This window comes from Bradyrhizobium sp. 1200_D9_N1_1 (assembly GCF_052075915.1).
Lineage (GTDB): Bacteria > Pseudomonadota > Alphaproteobacteria > Rhizobiales > Xanthobacteraceae > Bradyrhizobium > Bradyrhizobium diazoefficiens.
Window position 1 is genome coordinate 5,379,547 of the sequence record NZ_CP197226.1, and the last position, 18,799, is coordinate 5,398,345.

At 63.2% G+C, this 18,799-nt stretch carries 18 protein-coding genes; 6 read left to right on the forward strand and 12 right to left on the reverse strand.

The window, feature by feature from the left end:
• Positions 1-2: 2 nt before the first annotated feature.
• Positions 3-593: an NADPH-dependent FMN reductase gene (locus tag AB5K84_RS26085; RefSeq protein WP_038966812.1), complete on the reverse strand. Its 591-nt coding sequence runs from the start codon at positions 591-593 to the stop codon at positions 3-5.
• Between the two features lie 50 nt (positions 594-643).
• Positions 644-1,591 carry a helix-turn-helix domain-containing protein gene (locus AB5K84_RS26090; protein WP_011086968.1) on the reverse strand — a complete coding sequence of 316 codons (948 nt, stop codon included), beginning with the start codon at positions 1,589-1,591 and terminating at the stop codon, positions 644-646.
• A gap of 301 nt (positions 1,592-1,892) precedes the next feature.
• Between AB5K84_RS26090 and AB5K84_RS26095 the strand changes: the two genes are divergently transcribed.
• From AB5K84_RS26095 to AB5K84_RS26105, 3 genes are read left to right on the forward strand one after another with little or no spacing between them, the layout of a single operon-like run.
• On the forward strand, positions 1,893-3,014 hold the full coding sequence (locus AB5K84_RS26095) for a DUF2336 domain-containing protein (RefSeq protein ID WP_011086967.1): 1,122 nt from the start codon (positions 1,893-1,895) through the stop codon (positions 3,012-3,014).
• Positions 3,011-3,343, forward strand: a complete 333-nt coding sequence (locus AB5K84_RS26100; RefSeq protein WP_011086966.1) for a PilZ domain-containing protein — start codon at positions 3,011-3,013, stop codon at positions 3,341-3,343. Before AB5K84_RS26095 ends, AB5K84_RS26100 begins: the two co-directional genes overlap by 4 nt.
• A gap of 49 nt (positions 3,344-3,392) precedes the next feature.
• The gene (locus tag AB5K84_RS26105; protein WP_011086965.1) at positions 3,393-4,514 is read left to right on the forward strand and encodes an HD-GYP domain-containing protein; all 1,122 of its coding nucleotides are present in this window, start codon (positions 3,393-3,395) and stop codon (positions 4,512-4,514) included.
• 59 nt (positions 4,515-4,573) lie between these two features.
• Here the strand turns inward: AB5K84_RS26105 and AB5K84_RS26110 are convergent, their stop codons facing one another.
• The 3 genes from AB5K84_RS26110 to AB5K84_RS26120 form a co-directional block, all read right to left on the reverse strand.
• Positions 4,574-4,777 carry a hypothetical protein gene (locus AB5K84_RS26110; RefSeq protein WP_028171162.1) on the reverse strand — a complete coding sequence of 68 codons (204 nt, stop codon included), beginning with the start codon at positions 4,775-4,777 and terminating at the stop codon, positions 4,574-4,576.
• Positions 4,778-4,900: 123 nt separating this feature from the next.
• Entirely contained in the window at positions 4,901-6,916 is a 2,016-nt protein-coding gene (locus AB5K84_RS26115; RefSeq protein ID WP_011086964.1) for an FIST N-terminal domain-containing protein, read from the reverse strand.
• A gap of 271 nt (positions 6,917-7,187) precedes the next feature.
• A complete protein-coding gene (locus tag AB5K84_RS26120; RefSeq protein ID WP_038966804.1) occupies positions 7,188-7,865 on the reverse strand; it encodes a nitroreductase in 678 nt (225 codons plus the stop codon).
• A 101-nt stretch (positions 7,866-7,966) separates the two neighbouring features.
• Between AB5K84_RS26120 and AB5K84_RS26125 the strand changes: the two genes are divergently transcribed.
• Positions 7,967-8,929, forward strand: coding sequence for an alpha/beta hydrolase (locus tag AB5K84_RS26125; RefSeq protein ID WP_038966803.1), 963 nt, complete (start codon positions 7,967-7,969; stop codon positions 8,927-8,929).
• 7 nt (positions 8,930-8,936) lie between these two features.
• Here the strand turns inward: AB5K84_RS26125 and AB5K84_RS26130 are convergent, their stop codons facing one another.
• Complete coding sequence (locus tag AB5K84_RS26130) at positions 8,937-9,395, reverse strand: cupin domain-containing protein (protein WP_011086961.1); 459 nt, start codon at positions 9,393-9,395, stop codon at positions 8,937-8,939.
• Positions 9,396-9,643: 248 nt separating this feature from the next.
• Between AB5K84_RS26130 and AB5K84_RS26135 the strand changes: the two genes are divergently transcribed.
• Positions 9,644-9,892, forward strand: a complete 249-nt coding sequence (locus AB5K84_RS26135; protein ID WP_011086960.1) for a hypothetical protein — start codon at positions 9,644-9,646, stop codon at positions 9,890-9,892.
• A 186-nt stretch (positions 9,893-10,078) separates the two neighbouring features.
• Here the strand turns inward: AB5K84_RS26135 and AB5K84_RS26140 are convergent, their stop codons facing one another.
• Complete coding sequence (locus AB5K84_RS26140) at positions 10,079-10,954, reverse strand: MBL fold metallo-hydrolase (RefSeq protein WP_011086959.1); 876 nt, start codon at positions 10,952-10,954, stop codon at positions 10,079-10,081.
• Positions 10,955-11,102: 148 nt separating this feature from the next.
• On the opposite strand from AB5K84_RS26140, the gene AB5K84_RS26145 reads away from it, so the two are divergent.
• Entirely contained in the window at positions 11,103-12,077 is a 975-nt protein-coding gene (locus AB5K84_RS26145) for a glycerophosphodiester phosphodiesterase family protein (protein ID WP_038966802.1), read from the forward strand.
• On the opposite strand, the gene AB5K84_RS26150 is transcribed toward AB5K84_RS26145, so the two are convergent.
• The 5 genes from AB5K84_RS26150 to AB5K84_RS26170 form a co-directional block, all read right to left on the reverse strand.
• On the reverse strand, positions 12,074-13,696 hold the full coding sequence (locus AB5K84_RS26150; protein ID WP_011086957.1) for an ABC-F family ATP-binding cassette domain-containing protein: 1,623 nt from the start codon (positions 13,694-13,696) through the stop codon (positions 12,074-12,076). The genes AB5K84_RS26145 and AB5K84_RS26150 overlap by 4 nt on opposite strands.
• A 169-nt stretch (positions 13,697-13,865) precedes the next feature.
• Positions 13,866-14,627, reverse strand: coding sequence for an SDR family NAD(P)-dependent oxidoreductase (locus tag AB5K84_RS26155; RefSeq protein WP_038966801.1), 762 nt, complete (start codon positions 14,625-14,627; stop codon positions 13,866-13,868).
• A gap of 150 nt (positions 14,628-14,777) precedes the next feature.
• Positions 14,778-17,606 carry an ATP-binding protein gene (locus AB5K84_RS26160; RefSeq protein ID WP_038966807.1) on the reverse strand — a complete coding sequence of 943 codons (2,829 nt, stop codon included), beginning with the start codon at positions 17,604-17,606 and terminating at the stop codon, positions 14,778-14,780.
• A 215-nt stretch (positions 17,607-17,821) separates the two neighbouring features.
• Entirely contained in the window at positions 17,822-17,998 is a 177-nt protein-coding gene (locus AB5K84_RS26165) for a hypothetical protein (protein ID WP_157839415.1), read from the reverse strand.
• Positions 17,995-18,765, reverse strand: a complete 771-nt coding sequence (locus AB5K84_RS26170) for an alpha/beta hydrolase (protein WP_011086954.1) — start codon at positions 18,763-18,765, stop codon at positions 17,995-17,997. The genes AB5K84_RS26165 and AB5K84_RS26170 overlap by 4 nt, the downstream gene beginning before the upstream one ends.
• Positions 18,766-18,799 lie beyond the last annotated feature (34 nt).

Consider the following 18,799-nt stretch of genomic DNA (forward strand, 5'->3'; position numbering starts at 1 on the left):
ACTCAATAAGGCGGCGCCTTGCGCGCCCGCTGCGCCTTGGCCGCCTCGATCCACCAGGCGAGGTCGTCGGCAAAGCGCGGGAACGAACGCTCCAGCGCCTTGCCGCCCTCGCCGATCGGCTCGGAATCCGCCGACAGCGTCTGCGCGATCGGGCCGACGCCGATGGTGCTCGACACCACCACCATGCCCATTTCCGACAGCGTGCCGTGCCAGGCGGTCGAGGCGCGCGCGCCGGACAGGCGGCCGGCGGAGTAGCTGACGATCGCGGCCGGACGCCAGAACCACTCTTCGAGGAAATGGTCGGTCAGGTTCTTCAATCCGGGCTGAATGCCCCAATTGTATTCGCCGGTGACGAAGACAAAACCGTCCGCGCCGCGGATCTGCCCGGCCAGCTTCTCCAGCGCCTCGGGCGCGGCGCCCTTGGGATATTCCTTGTACATGCGGTCGAGCATCGGCAGGCCGATCGCCTTGGCGTCGATGAACTCGACATCCTCGCCGCGCTCGCGCAGGCGATTGATGACAAAATTCGCAAGGCGGATGCCCATGCGGTCGGAACGGTAGGAACCGTAGAGGACGAGGATGCGATTGCTCATGGCTGAAGGCTAGCACAAAACCGGAGTCCGGCCCCAACCCATTTGTCGTGCTAGCGCCTGCGTCCGCGCTCCAGCGTTTCCGACGGCGCCTCGCCGAACCGGTCGCGATAGCTTCTGGAGAAATCGCTGAGATGCCAGAAGCCGAAGGCCAGCGCGACGGCCTTGACGCTATCGGCGCCCGCCAATAGCCGCTGGCGGACCAACCACAGCCGCCGCAGGCGCAGGTAACGGTGCAGGCTCATGCCGCGATAGCGGCGGACGACATCATGCAAGGTGCGGACGGAAAGGCCGAGCTCGCGCGCGATCTCCTCGCTGTAGATGGGCTGGGCGAGATCGCCGGACAACAGCGCGCGGATGTCCTGAAAGATCTTGAACTGCCGCTCGTCGTTCGGCCTCACCGTCCATCGCGCCGAAACCAAGTTGGCGAAGACGGCGTCGACCGCGCCGAACAGGGACTCCTTCATCGCCGCCGCCTTCAGCGGCGCCTCAGTGGGATCGATGGGCTCGGACGCGGCGGCCACCACCTCCCTGACCACGTTCCGCACCCCATTCAACGCCAATGTGCTGGTCTCAAAGATCTTGAAATTGGAACGCGTCTCGGGCCAGCCGCGGTTCTTGACCTCTGGTCGGAAGACGACCGAGGCGATTTGCCGCTGCACTTCCTCGATGGTGTTGTAGGCCGCGCCGCCGCTGCCGATGACGACGACCGCGCGGTCGCGTTGCGCACCGTTGAAGCGAATGGGAACGTCGAGGTCGTCCATCGCAAAACCAACCGCCGTGCAATCCGCGATGAGTTCAGCGTCCACAACCCGCGGAAAAGCGCGCGTCACGTTCACGTCGCAGCCTGGCAATTGCAGGATGATCTGCTCAGCCGCGATCCTTCGCACAAACGGTGTGAACTCGAAGTTCAGACCGCGGATCGCGTTGCGAAACTCATCGACGTCGGAAAAGCGAAATATCTTTGGCGCCAGTGTTGGCGCATCATCATCGCTGGTCATGGCAAAATGAAAACCGCGTCAGGAAAAATACGCGTGTCCGGGGTGAAAGCGCGGACCTGAATTCCCCCCTTTCTGTTGCCCCGTTAGACCGAAAAAATCATCCTAGTCTGTCTCGATCAGTTGGCGAGGGTCCAATTCAAAGGACAAGTTGACGGTTGGCGTCCTGCCAAATTTCGATAGCGTTTCCGGTAAAGCGGGCGGTGCGCTGATACCTGAAGGGTCAAAGTCTAAAATCCAAATTAACAACTTTAAGGCGCAATAGAACTCGTTCATTCGTTTTTTTTGAGATTCAGGCCCTGCCGTGATGGCAAATTCGCCTGCAGATATTCTTTTGGAGTTGGAAGAGGCGATCGCGGCCTGCTCGCCCGAGCGCTGCGGGCGTATCCTGTCAGGCATTGTCCATCTGCTCACAGCCAGCCGCGACCGGCCTCAGGAGCTGCTCGTCAACGTCGTCGACGGTGTCCTCCTCCGACTGGCAAACCGGGTCGCTCCGGATTCGCTGATTCAGCTCAGCCGAGCGCTCGCCGAGCTGCCTGTTGCGCCGCAAGAGACATTGAGGCACCTCGCCTCGCACGAGGACTCCGCCGTCGCATGTCCGATCCTGCTCAAATCGCAGGCGCTGTCCGCCGCTGACCTCGAGACGGTCGCAACGTCCTGCGGCGAAAGCCATCGACTTGCAATCGCGTCTCGCGCGCGCGTCGAAGCGGCTGTAGCCGAGGTGCTGGTCATACGCGGCGGCCGCACGGTCTGCCTTGCGCTGCTAAGGAACCCGGGAGCCCGGTTCTCCGACGCGGCCTATACTGCACTCGTCGAGAATGGCTCGGCGGATGACGCGATCACGAAGGCGCTGGCGCTGCGGCCCGGTACACCAGATCTGGTCGTGCGCAGGCTGCTCTCCATCTCGCCAGGCAAGGCCTTGGCCAAGCCCAGCGCCGTTGCCGCACCGGGACAGGGCGCCGCACCGGGCGTCGCCGCCGCCCTCATTGCTCCAAAGCGGCCTTGCTCGGCCGACTATGCGAGCGCAAGGCCGGAAATCGTCGCCCTCAACCGGGTCGGCAAGCTCAACGATTCGACAGTGAACCGCTTTGCGATCCGCGGCGAGACCGCCAACCTGTTCACGGCGCTCTCCGTGCTCTCGGGAGCCCCGATCGAGATCGTTGAGCATGTCATGATCGATGACGACTGCGAGGCCCTTGTCATGGCCTGCCGCGCTTCGCGCCTGAACTGGGCGACCACGCTCGCGATCCTGAGCAACCGAGGCGGTGCACGTCTCTCCTTTGCCGAGCGCGAACGCGCGCAGCAGATCTTCGAAACGCTCCTCTTGTCGACCAGCCAATGGACGGTGCGGTGGGGGGAAATCGCGGCAGGTGCCAACACCAGCGATGGGAGAAATCGCTGTACAAAAATGGGGGTTAGCCGATGAGGTTCGACGGTCGCAAGGCGCTTCGCGTACGGATGGATCACAAGCAGCCTGTCAACCTGATGGGTTCGGACGGGACCTGGCGACGCAGTTGCGTCCTGCTCGACGTCTCGCAAACGGGCGCCAAGCTCGAGGTCGAGGGCACGCTGGACGTTCTTCAGGCCAAGGAATTCTTCATGCTGCTGTCGTCGACGGGACTAGCCTACCGTCGCTGCGAGCTGGTCTGGATCGACGGCACCATGGCCGGCGTACACTTCATCACCTCAGACGGCAAGAAAAGACCGGCCAGCGCAGCGGCGGCCGCCGCGCAGACTTCCGTTCAAAGCAAATAGGCCCAGGGATCATCGATTTCTTTGAACTCCCGGTAGAAACAGGTGCACCGTGCAGAACGCGCGAACCATATCCCGCCCCGTCAAAGGCGACGGCGGCATTCGAGAGCCGGATGCGATACGCCCGTTCGTGCATGTTCTGGCCGATTCCTCCGACAAATTGTGGGGCGTCTGCTCGATGCTCGAGCGGCAATTTGCGGTCGCCGGCGAACGGCTCGACGCCGCGCCCAAGCTGTCGCAAGTTCCCTTCGCAATCGTCGTCCGCGCCGAGTTGCGTGACATCGAAAGCATCGCGGCTATCAAGAAGCGGGCTGCCAAGCTGGCGAAGGCCACGAAGCGGATCTTCCTAGTCGAGCACTCCTCTCACACAACTGTATCGCAAGCCTACGCGCTCGGCGCCACGCTCGTTCTCCCCGGGGCGATCAACAGGATCAAGCTGCTGGCAGCGCTGGCTGATCCGGCCGAGCCTGTGTCTGCTTCCTCAAGCGGCACAACGCAGCTGGACAATGCGGCAGCAGCCGCGGCAACCGCCATCGCGTCGATGTTCACGGCCGTCACGCTCGGCGAGCCGCTTGATGTCGCCGGCACCAGGAAAGCCGGTCGCCAGATTGCCGATCGTATCACCCAGCACGGCCTGTCGGAATGGCTCACGACGGTGCGGCGCCACCACGAGGGCACCTATCAGCACTGCCTGCTCGTGACCGGCGTCGCCATCGACTTCGGCCTCAGCCTCGGCGTCGGCAGGGCCGATCTGGAACGCCTCTACTCGGCCGCCATGTTCCACGACATCGGCAAGGCTCAGATCCCGCTCGCCATCCTCGACAAGCCGGGCCGCCTCGACGCCGAGGAGCGCGCTCTGATCGAAACGCATCCGACCGCGGGCTATGAGTTTCTGAAAGGGCACGAGGGGATTTCGCCTGAAATCCTCGATGCCGTGCGTCATCATCACGAATATCTCGACGGCAGCGGGTATCCGGATGCGCTCTGCGCCGAGAGCATCGGCGATATCGTGCGGATCCTCACGATATCGGACATCTTCGCAGCGCTGATCGAGCATCGCCACTACAAGCCGACGATGCCACGCGTGGAAGCCTACAATATTCTCTGTGGGATGACTGGAAAGCTGGAGAAGGCGCTGGTCGCCTCGTTCAAGCAGGTCGCGCTGACGCGATAGCCCGGAAAACCGGCGAGCGCCTCCATGCGATCATTGCAGCCGACAATTGCTGCCGAACGCTAGTGCGTCGCCCGGTATTTGGCGCGGCGGGGGATGGAGCGGCAGGCGAGGCCCTCGGCCAGCAGCTTCATGTCTTCTCGTTTGCCGCTGCGGATCAATCGGCCGAACTCGTCGGCTGAGAAAGGAAGACTTGGATCATCGTCGATCGGGCGCCGCACTCGCGGGCCGAAGAACCTTAGAATCAGGCTAGCCAGCCGCCGCATGCCTATTCCCTCGCGCCAGCAACAAACCTCTCACGAGGCACATTGTTCCTGCTGGCGCGAAGAGAATGCAAGTGCGATCTGAACGGTCGTCACCGAAATTTGCGAAGCGGCAGGCTCTGTGCCCTACCCAATCCGCTTGAGCGTCTCGATGTCGCTCATGGCGCTGGTCAACGCCCCGTTGCGGTCGCGCACGAAGCTCTCGAGGTCCGATAGCACGGTGTTGATCATCTGAAGATTCTTGAACATCTCCTCGATCTGCGTCACGATGCTGTTGTAGCCTTCCTGGGTCTGGATCAGCTGGCCCCGGGTGTCGTTGATATTGGCTCCGAGCGACTCGAGCGATGTTTCCATGCCTCCGATCGAGGCGTGGGTACGCGTGAGGCTGGTTTTAGTGTCCTGCGCGAGCTTCTTCACCTCGGTCGCCACCACCGAGAAGCCCCGTCCCGCTTCGCCCGCGCGCGCCGATTCGATGGTCGCGTTGAGCGCCAGCAGGTTGGTCTGGCCCGCGATCGTGTCGATGATCTTCAGGATGTCCCGCAGCCCGTTCATGGCCTGAGTGAGGCCGGCGAACTCCTGCGACAATGCCGTCGTGTCGGTCGCCCGCGCCGCCGATTGTGCGCTCGCCACGATGACCGAGCGGATCTCCTCCACGATCGCGTTGATCGAAGCCGTCTGGCGCAGCGCGCCCTCGACCTTCCCGCTCAGCGTGGCGCTGGCGCTGAGATATTCCGTCAGACGATGCACGATGTCGTCCTTGATCCGGTTCAGCATGACCATGCGGTTGAGATGGGTGCGCGTGAAATATTCGACGAAATGCGCGTAGTGGATCGGGAACGTCTCGATGAACGGATCGTTCAGCGGCTTTTCCCTGACGTCGAAAAACACGATCGCGGTCAGCGTCTGGTTGATGTTGATCCCGAACAGCTCCCCGAAGGTGGAAAAACCCGCGACCGGCATCGGCCACATGCCGCTCATGTTGCGGAGCTGGCTCTCGTTGTTCAGGCGGCGCAGGATGCAGTCGTTGAGGATCGCGCCGATCGCCGGCGGCTTGTCGCGCAGGAAGGCCTCGAGGTCGCGCCGCGTCTGGTCCACGAAATCGGTGGCTTCCAGCAACTCGAGTCTGTCGCCCGAATTGACGTCGCAGAAGAACGACACGACGCCGCTGTCCGCATCGATGCCCGCGACCGAGCGCACGAACAGGTCTCCGCCGACCTCGATGCCGAAGGAGTGCTTCGTCATCATCGACATGAGGTTCGCCGGAATCGTGTTCAGCGCCTTCGCCACCACGGAGGCGAACGGCTTGATCTCGCTCCCTTCCATGACGCCCGAAGCGGTGCGACGATCCGGATCGGCGTCCATCACGACGAAGGATTTTCCGGTCTTCTTGAAGTTCTGCGTCTTGAAGATACCGTAGGCGCGGCCCGGCGCCAGCTTCATGAAGACGATCAGCGCATGGTTCTCGAGCACCTGCCTGCCGTCGTAGAGATGGGTATGCTGGAAGTCGAGCTTGCCGCCGGCGGATCCTCCGACGAAACCGCACGGAAACTTGCCGCTCCTGTACACGGCCTCCATGAAGTAGCTCTCCGACGCCGACACGCCGTCCACGAGCGCGAAAGCGATCGTATCGCGCACGTCGATCGCGAAGGGCGTCCTTATCGCGGCGACCTCGCGCGTGATCGCTTCGATGCGCGCGTCATGGGCCCTGGACGGCTCCCCCTTGCGGATGTCGTCGTTGTGGAGGCGGACGCTGTGGATGCTGACGGACTGAAACAGATCGGCCGGAAGAACCTGCACGACGACGGACGACCAGTTCGACCCCGTCGGCTTGTAGAGCGACTGGCCCGCCGAGCACAGCTCGCCCGCGGTCGACATCGCGATCACCGGCGTCGACCCCGCCAGCCTCTGCAACGACGATGCAACGCGCGCGAAGTCGCAGTGGGGCGAGATGAACGCGAGAACCAGCGGCGACCGCGCGCCCTCTACGACGAAGTCGCCCTCGGAAATATTTTGCAGCCGGTCGTCGCTCTCCAGCACCCGAATCGCGCAGGCCTCACGAACCGCCGGAGCCTCTTCCCGTACCTCCGCAACGATCGACGGCGCGGGCTGCTTGTGACTTGCCTGGGAAAACAACGAGAGCATGGCAATATCCTTGTTCGACGCGCGACGCGTCTCAAAGGAGTGAACTACGGATTCGAAATTGCCATTCGGTTAGGAAGCGCGCGGCGCAGGCGCGTTTGTGCTGTGAATGCGCACCGTAGGATTACGGCGTCGCATCGTTTCGCGGGCTCATGATACCGATCGCATCGGTGCATTTGATCCAGATCAAATCCGCGCGGCGCCCTCGCGCCGGCGGCATTGCAACGGACATCGGCACGATTCCGTGGCGCCGACACATCCGCGCCCGCGTGCACTACTCGGCGAATCCGACGAAGCGGACGAAGTCGCTGTTCGCCTCGCGATCCGAGCGCACCGCGTTGGCGGCAAAGCCGTCGTCGGGATATCCCATCGCGACGCAGGTCATGATCACCTCGTCCTCTGGAATCTTCGCAACCTCGCGCACGATGTCGGAGCGCATGATGCCCTGCCCGTTGATCACCGAACCGAGCCCGCGGTCCCAGGCTGCGAGCACGATGCCGTAGCAGAGCGCGCCGAGATCGAAATGGCAGACCGCGCCGGGATCGAGCACGCGGTCATAGGTCAAGACCAGCGAGACCGGCGCGTCGAACTGGCGGAAGCCGCGCAGCACCCAGTCCTGTCGCATCGGCTTGTCGTCGCGTGCGATCCCCATCGCGCCGAACAACTTCTTTGCGATGTCGACCTGCCGGGTGCGATGCACGCCCTGGTACTCGCCATGGCTGATGATGTCGCGCTTCACCTTGGCGCCGCCGACCATCTCTTCCATGTTGCGGCGGCGCAGCTCTTCCAGCGGGCTGCCTGTCAGCACATGAACGTGCCAGGGCTGGGTGTTCATCGACGACGGCGCGCGCTTGGCGCTCTCGATGATCGCTTCGATCACCGTGCGTGCCACCGGCTTGTTCTTGAAGCCGCGCACGCTGCGGCGCGACTGGACCAACGTTTCGAATTCCAACCTCAACCTCCCTGGCGCAGACCCGTCCGGCAGTTGCCGATGCGGCGCGAAAAATCTATGCTAATCCGCAAGCAAGACCAAGAACCGTGGAAGGACCCGCAATGGCCGCACCGCTCGATCCCGTCATCGCCCAGATCATTCCGCTGCTGCCGCTGCGCGATCCGACCACGATGACGCCACAGAGCGCCCGTGATTCCTTGCGCGCACTGGCTGCCGCGCGCGCGGCCGTGCCGCCGCCACCGGTCGATACGGTGCAGGATATCAAGGTGAAAGGCGGCGCTGGCCCGCTCGATGCGCGCCTCTACCGTATCGGCTCCGATCCCGCGCCGACCGTGGTGTTTTTTCACGGCGGCGGCTGGGTCGCGGGCGATCTCGAGACCCATGACCGGCAGGCACGCAACCTTGCGATCGAGACCGGCGCGGTCGTCGTCTCCGTCGACTATCGTCGCCCGCCGGAGACGCGCTTTCCCGGCGCCTTCGAGGATGCCTTTGCCGCGGCGCGCGACATCTTCAACCGCGTCGCGGAATTTGGCGGCGACGCAAAGCGCCTCGGCGTTGCCGGCGACAGCGCCGGCGGCAATCTCGCAGCCGCCACCGCGATCGCCTGCCGCGATGCCGGCATCAAGCTCGCCGCGCAGCTGCTGGTTTATCCCGTGACCGACGTCGCAGGCCACTATGCCGATGCGCGCGAGAACGCGCGCTTTCCCTCGCGCGCCGAGAATGCCGACGGCTACTTCCTCTCCCGCGCCGTGATGGAATGGTTCTGCGGCCATTATCTCGCCGATCCCGGCCACGGCGCCGACTGGCGCGTCTCGCCGCTGCGCGCGGCTTCGCTTGCCGGCCTCGCACCCGCGATCGTTGCCACCGCCTCGTTCGATCCCCTGCGCGACGAGGGTGCCGCCTATGCACGGGCGCTGGAGGCCGCCGGCGTGCGCGTCAAGCACCATGAGGGCCCAGGCTTGATCCACGGCTATTTTGGTCTCGGCGACGCCTCGGACGTCGCGCGGGCCGAGGCGCAGCGTGCGCGCGCCGACTTCAAGGCGCTGCTCGCGCGCGGCATATGAGGACCGACTAGACGCTCCGCCCCCGCTGGGCCGCCGTGTGGCCCCACGTTTCGTCCCAATCCTGACCGGCGGCATCGACGACGCGGCCGTCGGCTTCAAAGAACTTGTTCGGCACCTGGAAGATCGCAAGGATCAAGGCCCCGTCCGGACACCAGGCGGCGTGGCGGCTGCCCGCCTCGCGCCAGATGAATTCGCCGGCCTTGCAGGCGATGCCCTTGGCTGGGCCCTCCTTGTCGACGAGAGCGCCTTCAATGACGTAGCTCTGCTCGATGCCGACATGCTCGTGATCGGGCAGCACCGATCCCGGCGCGAAGCGCATCAACGCCGTCATCAGGCCCGTGCCGCGATCGAACAGCAAGGTCTTGGCCTCGCAGCCGGGAAAGCGCGTCTTCTGCCATTCCATTGTCGCGGGTTGAACCAGATGAGAATGCTGGTCGGCGGTCTGCGGGCTCGTCACGGCATCCATGGCAACGCTCCGTTCCTGCTGGAATGGGGTCAGCCTAACAGGTCTCGGCCGCGCGGTCAGCGCGCAGTGCAGCAAGCGGCGGGCGCGAATCCGAAGGCCGGCCCGGAGCCGCGCGCGTCAAGGCGAAATGCATTCATCACGCGCTGCGAAAATATCAGCGCCCGCGCCCGGCACGCGCCGATCCTGCTTGATTGCGCCACGATTCCCGGCTCCAATCTCCGCACCATTTCTGGTTTAGGGAGACACCCATGCTGAAGCGTATTTTCCTGGCTGCGATCGTCGCCACCTTTGCAGCAGGCTCGGCCTTCGCGGAGGACACCTGCGAGAGCAAGGCCGTCGGCAAGGACGGCAAGCCCTTGGCGGGAGCGGCCAAGACCTCGTTCCTGAAGAAGTGCAAGGCCGACGCCTGCACGCCCAAGGCCGTCAGCGCCGACGGCAAGCCGCTGGCCGGTGCCGCCAAGAACAGCTTCATGAAGAAGTGCGAAGTCAGCGCGTAACGCGGGCTGCGACACTCTCGTGCCCCGGACGCAGCGCAGCGCTTCTTCAGCGATGCGCTGCAGAGCCGGGGCCCACGCTTTCACGTGCATTCCGAGAGATGGGTCCCGGCTCAGCGGAGCGTCACTGCGCGCCGCACCGCGTCCGGGACACGAGACCTGCCTACGCGCTTACGAGTTTCGCCGCCATCACTCCCGCTTGAACCGGTAGTCGAACGCCCCGTCCAGCGGCTTGATCAGCCCGACCGTCGGCGCCGGAAAATGGATCGGCAGGATCAGCGTGTCGGTGTCGGCGACGGAGGCGAAGAACTTTCGCCGCGAGACCGCCGACTGTTTCGCATCCCAATCCGGCATCGCCGACCAGTCCGGCTCACGGCACTGGATCTGGTGATGCATGAGATCGCCCGCGACCACCGCGCGCTGGCCCTTCGAGAAGATGTTGACGCAGCAATGGCAGGGCGAATGCCCCGGCGTCGGCGTCAGCGTCACGGTGTCATCGAGCGCGTAATCATCGTCCACCAGCAGCGCCTGCCCGGCCTCGACGATCGGCAGGCAATTGTCGCGGAAGACGGTGCCGGGCGGGTTGCTGCCCTTGGCGTTCTCGGCCTCCCAGGCCGCATACTCACCCTTGTGGAAGACGTATTTCGCATTCGGGAACGTCGGCACCCAGCGGCCGTCGCGCAGGGTCGTATTCCAGCCGGTGTGATCGATGTGAAGGTGCGTGCAGAAGACGTAGTCGATTTGTTCGAAAGAGATGCCGAGCGCGAACAGTTCGTTGCGCCAGCGCTCCTTGCCGGGAAAGTCGAACGGCGGCGGATGCCCCTTGTCCTCGCCGGTACAGGTATCCACCAGGATCGTGTAGCGCGGCGTGCGCACGACGAACGTCTGATAGGTGATGACCATCATGCCGCGCGCGGCGTCGAACACCTCCGGCTCCATGGTCGGCAGATGGCGCCTGAATACGCCCTCATCGTAAGCCGGGAAAAAGTCCTGAGGCCGCCGCCAGGGCCCTTCCCGCTCGATCACCGCGTCGATGGTGATGTCGCCGATCCGGAGTTGCTTCATGGTTGCTTTGCTCCCTTTTTTGCAGAGAGCGTAGCGGTCAGCACAAGACCGTTCAAGCCGCGCAACGCGTCCGGCACCTATGCGTGACGATCGCCGCAAATCAACCCCAAACGCCACCGACGATCATCTCGGAATTGGGGAAGAAACAGTGCGCAGGAAACTCGGATTTGCGACGGCAGTCCTGATCGCCGCCGCCGCCGGCGTCTACATCAACAACACCAGTCTTCTGGCGCCTCACCGCGACGGCAAGCCGGTGTTACTCGCCCATCGCGGCATGGCGCAGCGCTTCGACGAGCGCGACGTGAAGAACGACACCTGCACCGCTGCGCGGATGTTGCCGCCGACGCACGACTATCTCGAAAATACCCTCCGCTCGATGCGAGCCAGCTTCGAGGCCGGCGCCGACGTGGTCGAGCTCGACGTGCACCCGACCACCGACGGCGAGTTCGCCGTATTCCACGACTGGACGCTCGACTGCCGCACCGACGGCCAGGGCGTCACGCGCGAGCAGAGCATGACAGAGCTGAAAACGCTCGACATCGGCTATGGCTACACCGCCGACGGCGGCAGGACATTCCCGTTTCGCGGCAAGGGCATCGGGATGATGCCGACGCTCTCGGACGTGTTTGCCGCCTTCCCAGACCGGCGGCTCGTCGTCAACGTGAAGAGCCGCGACGCCAACGAGGGCGAGAAGCTCGCGGCCGTGCTGAACGCGCTGCCGGCCGAGCGACGGCGGATGATCATGGTCTACGGCGGTGACGAGCCGATCGAGGTGATCCGTCGCCTCACTCCGGAGGTCCGCACGATATCACGCGGAGCGATCCGGAGCTGCCTGCTCGGCTATATCGGCTATGGCTGGACCGGCCTGATGCCGGCCGCCTGCCGCGACGCGATGGTGCTGGTCCCGATCAATGTCGCGCCCTGGCTATGGGGTTGGCCGGATCGCTTCCTCGCTCGGATGAACGGCGCCAACAGCGCGGTCTTCGTGCTCGGCCCTTACACCGGCGGCGAGTTCTCCTCCGGCATCGATACGCCGGAGTTGTTCGCCCGGCTCCCGCAAGGCTATTCCGACGGGATCTGGACCAACGAGATCGAGGCGATCGCCGGCAAGAGCAAAGACTAGCTCCGCAACCCCGGCGCTTCCTGCCCAGTCCTCGCGACATATTCGGTGTAGCCGCCGCCAAACTGGTGGATGCCCTCGGGCGTCAGCTCGAGCACGCGGTTCGACAGCGTCGCCAGGAAATGCCGGTCGTGCGAGACGAACAGCATGGTGCCTTCGAAATCCGACAGCGCCGTGATCAGCATCTCCTTGGTGGCGAGGTCGAGATGGTTGGTCGGCTCGTCCAGCACCAGGAAGTTCGGCGGATCGAACAGCATCTTCGCCATCACGAGGCGCGCCTTCTCGCCGCCCGAGAGCACGCGGCAGCGCTTCTCGACGTCGTCGCCGGAGAAGCCGAAGCAGCCGGCGAGCGCGCGCAACGAGCCCTGCCCCGCGGTCGGAAACGCGTCCTCCAGCGACTGGAACACGGTGCGCTCGCCGTCGAGCAGGTCCATCGCGTGCTGGGCGAAATAGCCCATCTTGACGCTGCCGCCGACCGCCACCGTCCCCTGGTCCGGCTCGCTCGCACCCGCGACGAGCTTGAGCAGCGTCGACTTGCCGGCGCCGTTGACGCCCATCACGCACCAGCGTTCCCTGCGGCGGATCATGAAATCGAGGCCGTCATAGATGCGCTTGCTGCCATAGCCCTTGTGGACGCTCTTGAGCGCCACGACGTCCTCGCCCGAGCGCGGTGCCGGCGGAAAATCGAACGCGATGCTCTGGCGGCGGCGCGGCGGCTCGACCCGCTCGATCTTGTCGAGCTTCTTCACCCGGCTCTGCACCTGCGCGGCATGCGAGGCACGCGCCTTGAAGCGCTCGATGAACTTGATCTCCTTGGCGAGCATCGCCTGCTGGCGCTCGAACTGCGCCTGCTGCTGCTTCTCGTTCAGCGCGCGCTGCTGCTCGTAGAACTCGTAGTCGCCGGTATAGGTCGTGAGCGAGCCGGAATCGATCTCGATCACCTTGGAGATCACACGGTTGATGAACTCGCGGTCATGCGAGGTCATCAGCAACGTGCCTTCGTAATCGTGCAGGAATTTTTCCAGCCAGATCAGGCTTTCCAGATCGAGATGGTTGCTCGGCTCGTCCAGCAGCATGACGTCGGGGCGCATCAAGAGGATGCGAGCGAGCGCCACGCGCATCTTCCAGCCGCCCGAGAGCTTGCCGACGTCGCCGTCCATCATCTCCTGGCTGAAGCCGAGACCGGACAGCGCCTCGCGCGCACGGCCGTCGAGCGCGTAGCCGTCGAGCTCCTCGAAGGCGTGCTGCACCTCGCCATAACGCGCGATGATCTCGTCCATCTGGTCGGCCTTGTCGGGGTCGGCCATGTCAGCCTCGAGCTGGCGCAGCTCGGCTGCGACCTCGCTGACGGGACCAGCGCCATTCATGACCTCGGCCACGGCGCTGCGGCCGGACATCTCGCCGACGTCCTGGTTGAAATAGCCGATGGTGATGCCGCGATCGGTCGAGACCTGTCCCTCGTCGGGCAGTTCCTCGCCGGCGATCATCCGGAACAGGGTGGTCTTGCCGGCGCCGTTCGGCCCGACGAGACCGATCTTCTCGCCCTTGTTGAGGGCGGCGGAGGCTTCAATGAACAGGATCTGGTGGCCGGCTTGCTTGCTGACGTTGTCGAGGCGGATCATGAGGTCTTTTTGGGGGGAATTTTGCGTTGCAGCGTCATAGGCCATGCCGGCTCCCAGGGGAAGCCCGGCAGGGCCCGGAGGCACCGGTTGCCAGCGGCTAAATATTGCATGGCAGGGCCGGGACCGCAGCAGGAGCCGGTCGGGGCGACCGTCTGCGCCTCCTGGCAGGCTAAATCGCCATGCCTCCAGAAACCTCGATCCGCTGCGCATTGACCCAGCGATTATCGTCAGACAGCAACGATGCGATCATCGGGCCGATGTCATCGGGAACGCCAGCCCGGCCAAGGGCCGTCATCCCGGCAACCTGCTTGTTAAGTTCCGGATTGTCCCGGACCATCCCTCCGCTGAAATCTGTCTGTACCGCACCTGGAGCCACCGCGTTGACGGCAATCCCGCGAGGGGCGAATTCCTTTGCCTGGTAGCGGGTCAACACATCGATTGCGGCCTTCAGCGCGCCGTAGGGACCGCTTCCGGGAATGATGATCCGTGCGAGCCCGCTCGAGAGGTTCACGATCCGGCCACCGTCATTCATCAATGGAAGCAATTTTTGGGTGAGAAAGAAGACGCCTTTGAAGTTCACTCGGTATATGTCGTCGAGCTCTGCTTCGGTCGTCTTCTCAAGTGAATTATGGTGGGAAATACCGGCATTGTTGACGAGATAGTCGAAACGGATCGCGCCAATTTCGCCCAGTGCCTCTCGAACTTGCGAGACGAAGGTTTCGAATGTACTCGTTCGTCCGACGTCGAGTTGCAAGGCCCTCGCTCTGCGCCCCATTTGCTCGACCTCTCGCGTGACCATTTCGGCCTCGGCGACGGCCGAATGGTAGGTGAACATGACATCGACGCCTCGCCGTGCGAGATTGAGCACCGTGTTTCGCCCGAGGCCTCGGCTTCCGCCGGTGACCAACGCAATTCTTCCCCGCTGCTTCATCACGCTCTCCTGATAACCCCAATCCGGGAGATTGACGCTACCGCCGCTCCGAAGCGCGGCGCGCGTTAGAAGCTGTTAGAAAATGAAAAATTCTGACGTCTGCCGGGTCACCTGGAGACTGGCCAGATCGACATCTTGCACCCGAAGCGCTCAATGCAAGGGACGGGCAGTCGACCTCGATACTTCTGGACGTGCCTCGAAGACCCGTTGAAGCAGCGCGTGCGCATCAGCTCCTCTGCCTCGATTTTTCATTGACCGCGCCAGCGGAACAGCGGCCTTCAGCTCCCACCCTGATGCTCGTTGGCTTCTTGCACTATCCATCGATCGCCGAAGCGCCAGCTCTGCTGCCTTGCGGTCGGGATTTGGGCTCGTCAGGATGATTTGCGCCTGCGTGCGTAGCAATTCCGGCATCCAGAACGTCTGGCGCATCCGCTCCGCAAATAGAATTGCCGATTGAATGGTCTCGCGCGCCTCGTCATACCTTCCGCTTCGAGCAAGTCCATCGGCGAGCGCGCGGGATGCCGCCGGTATGACCATGTGAAGTTGCTCACGGTGGAGCCCTCTCAGCGCCTGGCGCAGCGCCTCGACGCCGTCGGCGGGCCTCCCGCTCATGAAAAGCCACTCTCCCCTCAGAGCCTGAGCGGCTGCTGCATGACCTCGGAGAGAATGCTTCTCAGCCAGTGAGATTGCACGATCGACATGGTCGGCAACGTCACCGGTGTTCCCGCTCCACAGCAGCGCCGGGACGGAGTGGACCACCGCCATGCAATAGTTCGCCGCCGGGGCCAACCGAGCTGCCTCGTTCATCGCCTCAAGCGCCTGCTTGCGAGCTTGCTTGCGGGAGCCCAGCAACCATAGAGAACGTGCCAGTGCGATCTCGGCGCGCAGACGGTGATCATATCCAAACAGATTGATGTCGAGCCGACCAATTGACGTCTCCAGCTCGAAACCGCACTTGCAATGCGCCACCGCGGCGACTTGATCGCCAGCGAGGTGGCAAGCCGCCGCCAGCATCCACTCGGCGATAATTCTGTCGCTCAATGAACCGCTTAGCTCGGCTACAGTTCTGCATCTCGTCGCTGCAGCCAATGCTCCTTCAAAGTCGCCGAGCCTTGTGAGGAAAAGGTTGAGTCCGGCCAACAGTCGCAGCTGTGGCAATGCTTCTTCGCTCGCCTCGTGAAGTGCCAGCCCGCGCCGTATGGCGGCCTGAACTTCGGTCGTATTACCCAAGGTATGCAGTGACGAGACTGCATATGCCTCCTGCAAGCGTGCCTCTCGATGCGAGAGTCGGCCGAAATTCGCAATCGCTTTCAGTGCCAACCCCGACCAACGCCGGCACTCGACCAGCAACCACAGACCGAGAAACAAAGGAGCGGAATCTGCGGCAAGCTCGATGCCGATCGAGCGATCCTCTTTTGAGAAGCTCCACTCGAGTGCCTTCCGCACGTTTCCGATGTGAGGCGAATAACGTCCGATGTCAGCGTAAGCCCCCTGCTCGAGCGCGATTGCCTTGAAAAAAGCACCGAAATAGAGCGCGTGGCGCAGGGAAACCAGTTCAGCCTCCCCGATTTCCACGAGCTTGGCCGCAGCATACGTGCGCGTCACATCGGGTAAACGATAGAACACGGTATCACCGACCAGATGAACCCAGACGAGCGATTTGTCCACCAACCTCGCAATCGCGATCTCGACTTCGGCGCTTTTTCGCTCCCCACTTCCGGCAACGGAGCAGGCAGCCTCAATCGTGAACAGACCGACAAATATGGAAAGATGGGAAAGAACACGCTGTTCGCTTTCGGCAAGCAACCTGAAGCTCCAATCGAGCATCGCCTGGAGCGTGCGGTGTCGTGGGACAGCGTTTCGCTGGCCTGTCAGTGACAGCTCCATATGGCTGGCCAGCAGACCCGCAACACCCCGAAGGCCATAGGTCCCCACTCGGCTGGCGACCAGTTCGATCGCCAGCGCGATGCCATCGGTACGGCGACATATTTCAGAAACGACCGGCGCATCAGCGTCATTCAGCGCCCCCTCGAAACCAGCGGATGAGGCTCTATCCATAAACAGCCTCACTGCCGGGGTCGCCATGGCATCCGCGGCGCTCGGAACGTCGTCGATTGGGCAAGCAAGAGGGCTGAGAAGGTGCACAATCTCGCCCTCGACGTTCAATGCTTCCCTCGACGTGACAAGCAGACAAACGCCGGAAGTACACTGAAACAGTTGGCTGGCCAAATGCGAGGCCGCATCGAGAAGATGTTCGCAACTATCCAGCACGATTAGAATTCGCTTACCGGCAACGAACCCCAGAAGTTCCGCAAGGGGCTCGGCTCCTCCGAGCGGGCAGCCGACCGCGGAGAGAACCGCCCCAGCGACTAGGCCAGGTTCGTCAACCGCGCCCAAATCGACAAAAACGGCGCCTTCATCGCCAAATTCGGCTTGTAGCCGGCGAATGATAGCCCCGGCCACGGTAGTCTTGCCGATACCGCCAGCTCCAACGACGCTGACAAAACGCTGCTTCACGATGAGCGTACAGAGGTCGTCGACGACTTCGTCCCGTCCAACGAACAATCTGGGGATCGACGGGAATTGGCGTCCATGCCTGGGGGGCGGAACGTATCCAGAAGATGCAAGCCCATTGCCACGTTTGCGCTCGATCGGAGCCACAAAACTATAGCCCCGACCGGAAACAGTGACGATGTAGCGCGCGCCATCCTGACCTTCGCCCAAGGCCCGGCGAAGGGAGGCCACGTGCACTCTCAAGACGGCCTCGTCGACGACAACGTCACGCCACACGGAGAATAGGAGGTCGCGTTTGCTGACGAGTTCGCCGGCGCGCTCGGTCAGCGCAATCAGTATGTCGAAACCGCGCGAGCCGATCCGAACTTCAACTCCATCCTTCAGGAGTTGCCGACGACGCTTGTCCAGTTGGAAGCGACCGAAGAATACTTCCGCATCGGAACTTTCGGCAGAGTCGATGCTCATGACCATAACAGGCCTTTCCTTGAGCTTTCGTGCACAGGAATAGCCGCTCGCCTCGCAATCCTGCGCGTCAATCGGCAGTGGGCAGCAGTTGACGCACTGCTTTCAAATCATCGCAGTGCCGCGAGCGCTTCTTCCATGTGACAGTCAGTCACATCTTGGCGTCTTTGCAAATTCGCACGTTTTTATTGCGAGCTTCGCGAGGCACATGCGGCCCCTCAGGCCCTTCGCATCAGCTTGAGCGAGGCCGCCAGTCGCAAGCTGCGCTTGCCGGCGAGCGCGATGCCTTCGAGCTCGCCGCTATCCGCCGTGCAGGTCCCGGAGAAGCCGCCCTTGCAGGCGCTCTGCGAGCGTGGGCGCTCCCGGCGCGACTGCGCCGGGAGTCGTACCGTCACTTCACGAGCGCGGCCTTTTCGATCACCTCAGCGACCACCTTCGCATGCACGACAAGCGAGGCATGGCTGCCGGCGACTTCCGTCGTCTGAGCCTTCATCCTTGTCGCGAAGAATTTCTGGGCCTCGGGCGCGATGACTTTGTCCTTCGTGGTGATGACATCGAACGTCGGCTTGTCGTGCCAGGCCGCAATGCTGACGGGGGCTTCGAACGCAACGTGATTCAACGGAAGCTGCGAGTTGGCCAGGTGCTCAGCGATCTCCGGAGGAAGGTCAGCCGCGACGGCCGACGGAAAAATCTTGGGATCGATGTACAGATTGCCCTTCGCGTCGGGATGGATCGCGTTGCCGCCTTCGGTCGGCGGGCCGGCCTTTGCCAGCGACGCCAGGGATTCGCCGACCTCCGGCGCGAAGGCGGACACATAGACCAGCGCCGAAACCTTGGGATCGTTGCCGGCTTGCGTGATCACCATACCGCCCCAGGAGTGGCCGACCAGAACGGTCCTGCCGTCCTGTTTCGCCAGCGCCTGCTTGGTGACATCGACGTCAGCGACGAGCGAGGTGAGCGGATTTTCCACGAGCGTGACGTTGTAGCCTTTCTTCGTGAGAATATCGGCAACCGGCTGCCAGCTCGTCTGGTCCACGAAAGCGCCGTGCACGAGCACGATGTTGTGCGCTGCTCCCTTGGGCAGTTCGGCGGATTGGGCGGAGCCGACCAACGTCGATCCGGCCAGGAGTACAGTGGCGGCTGAGAGAAGGATATTTCGCATTGAATGTTCCTGTTGGCATGTCGGACGAAATCAG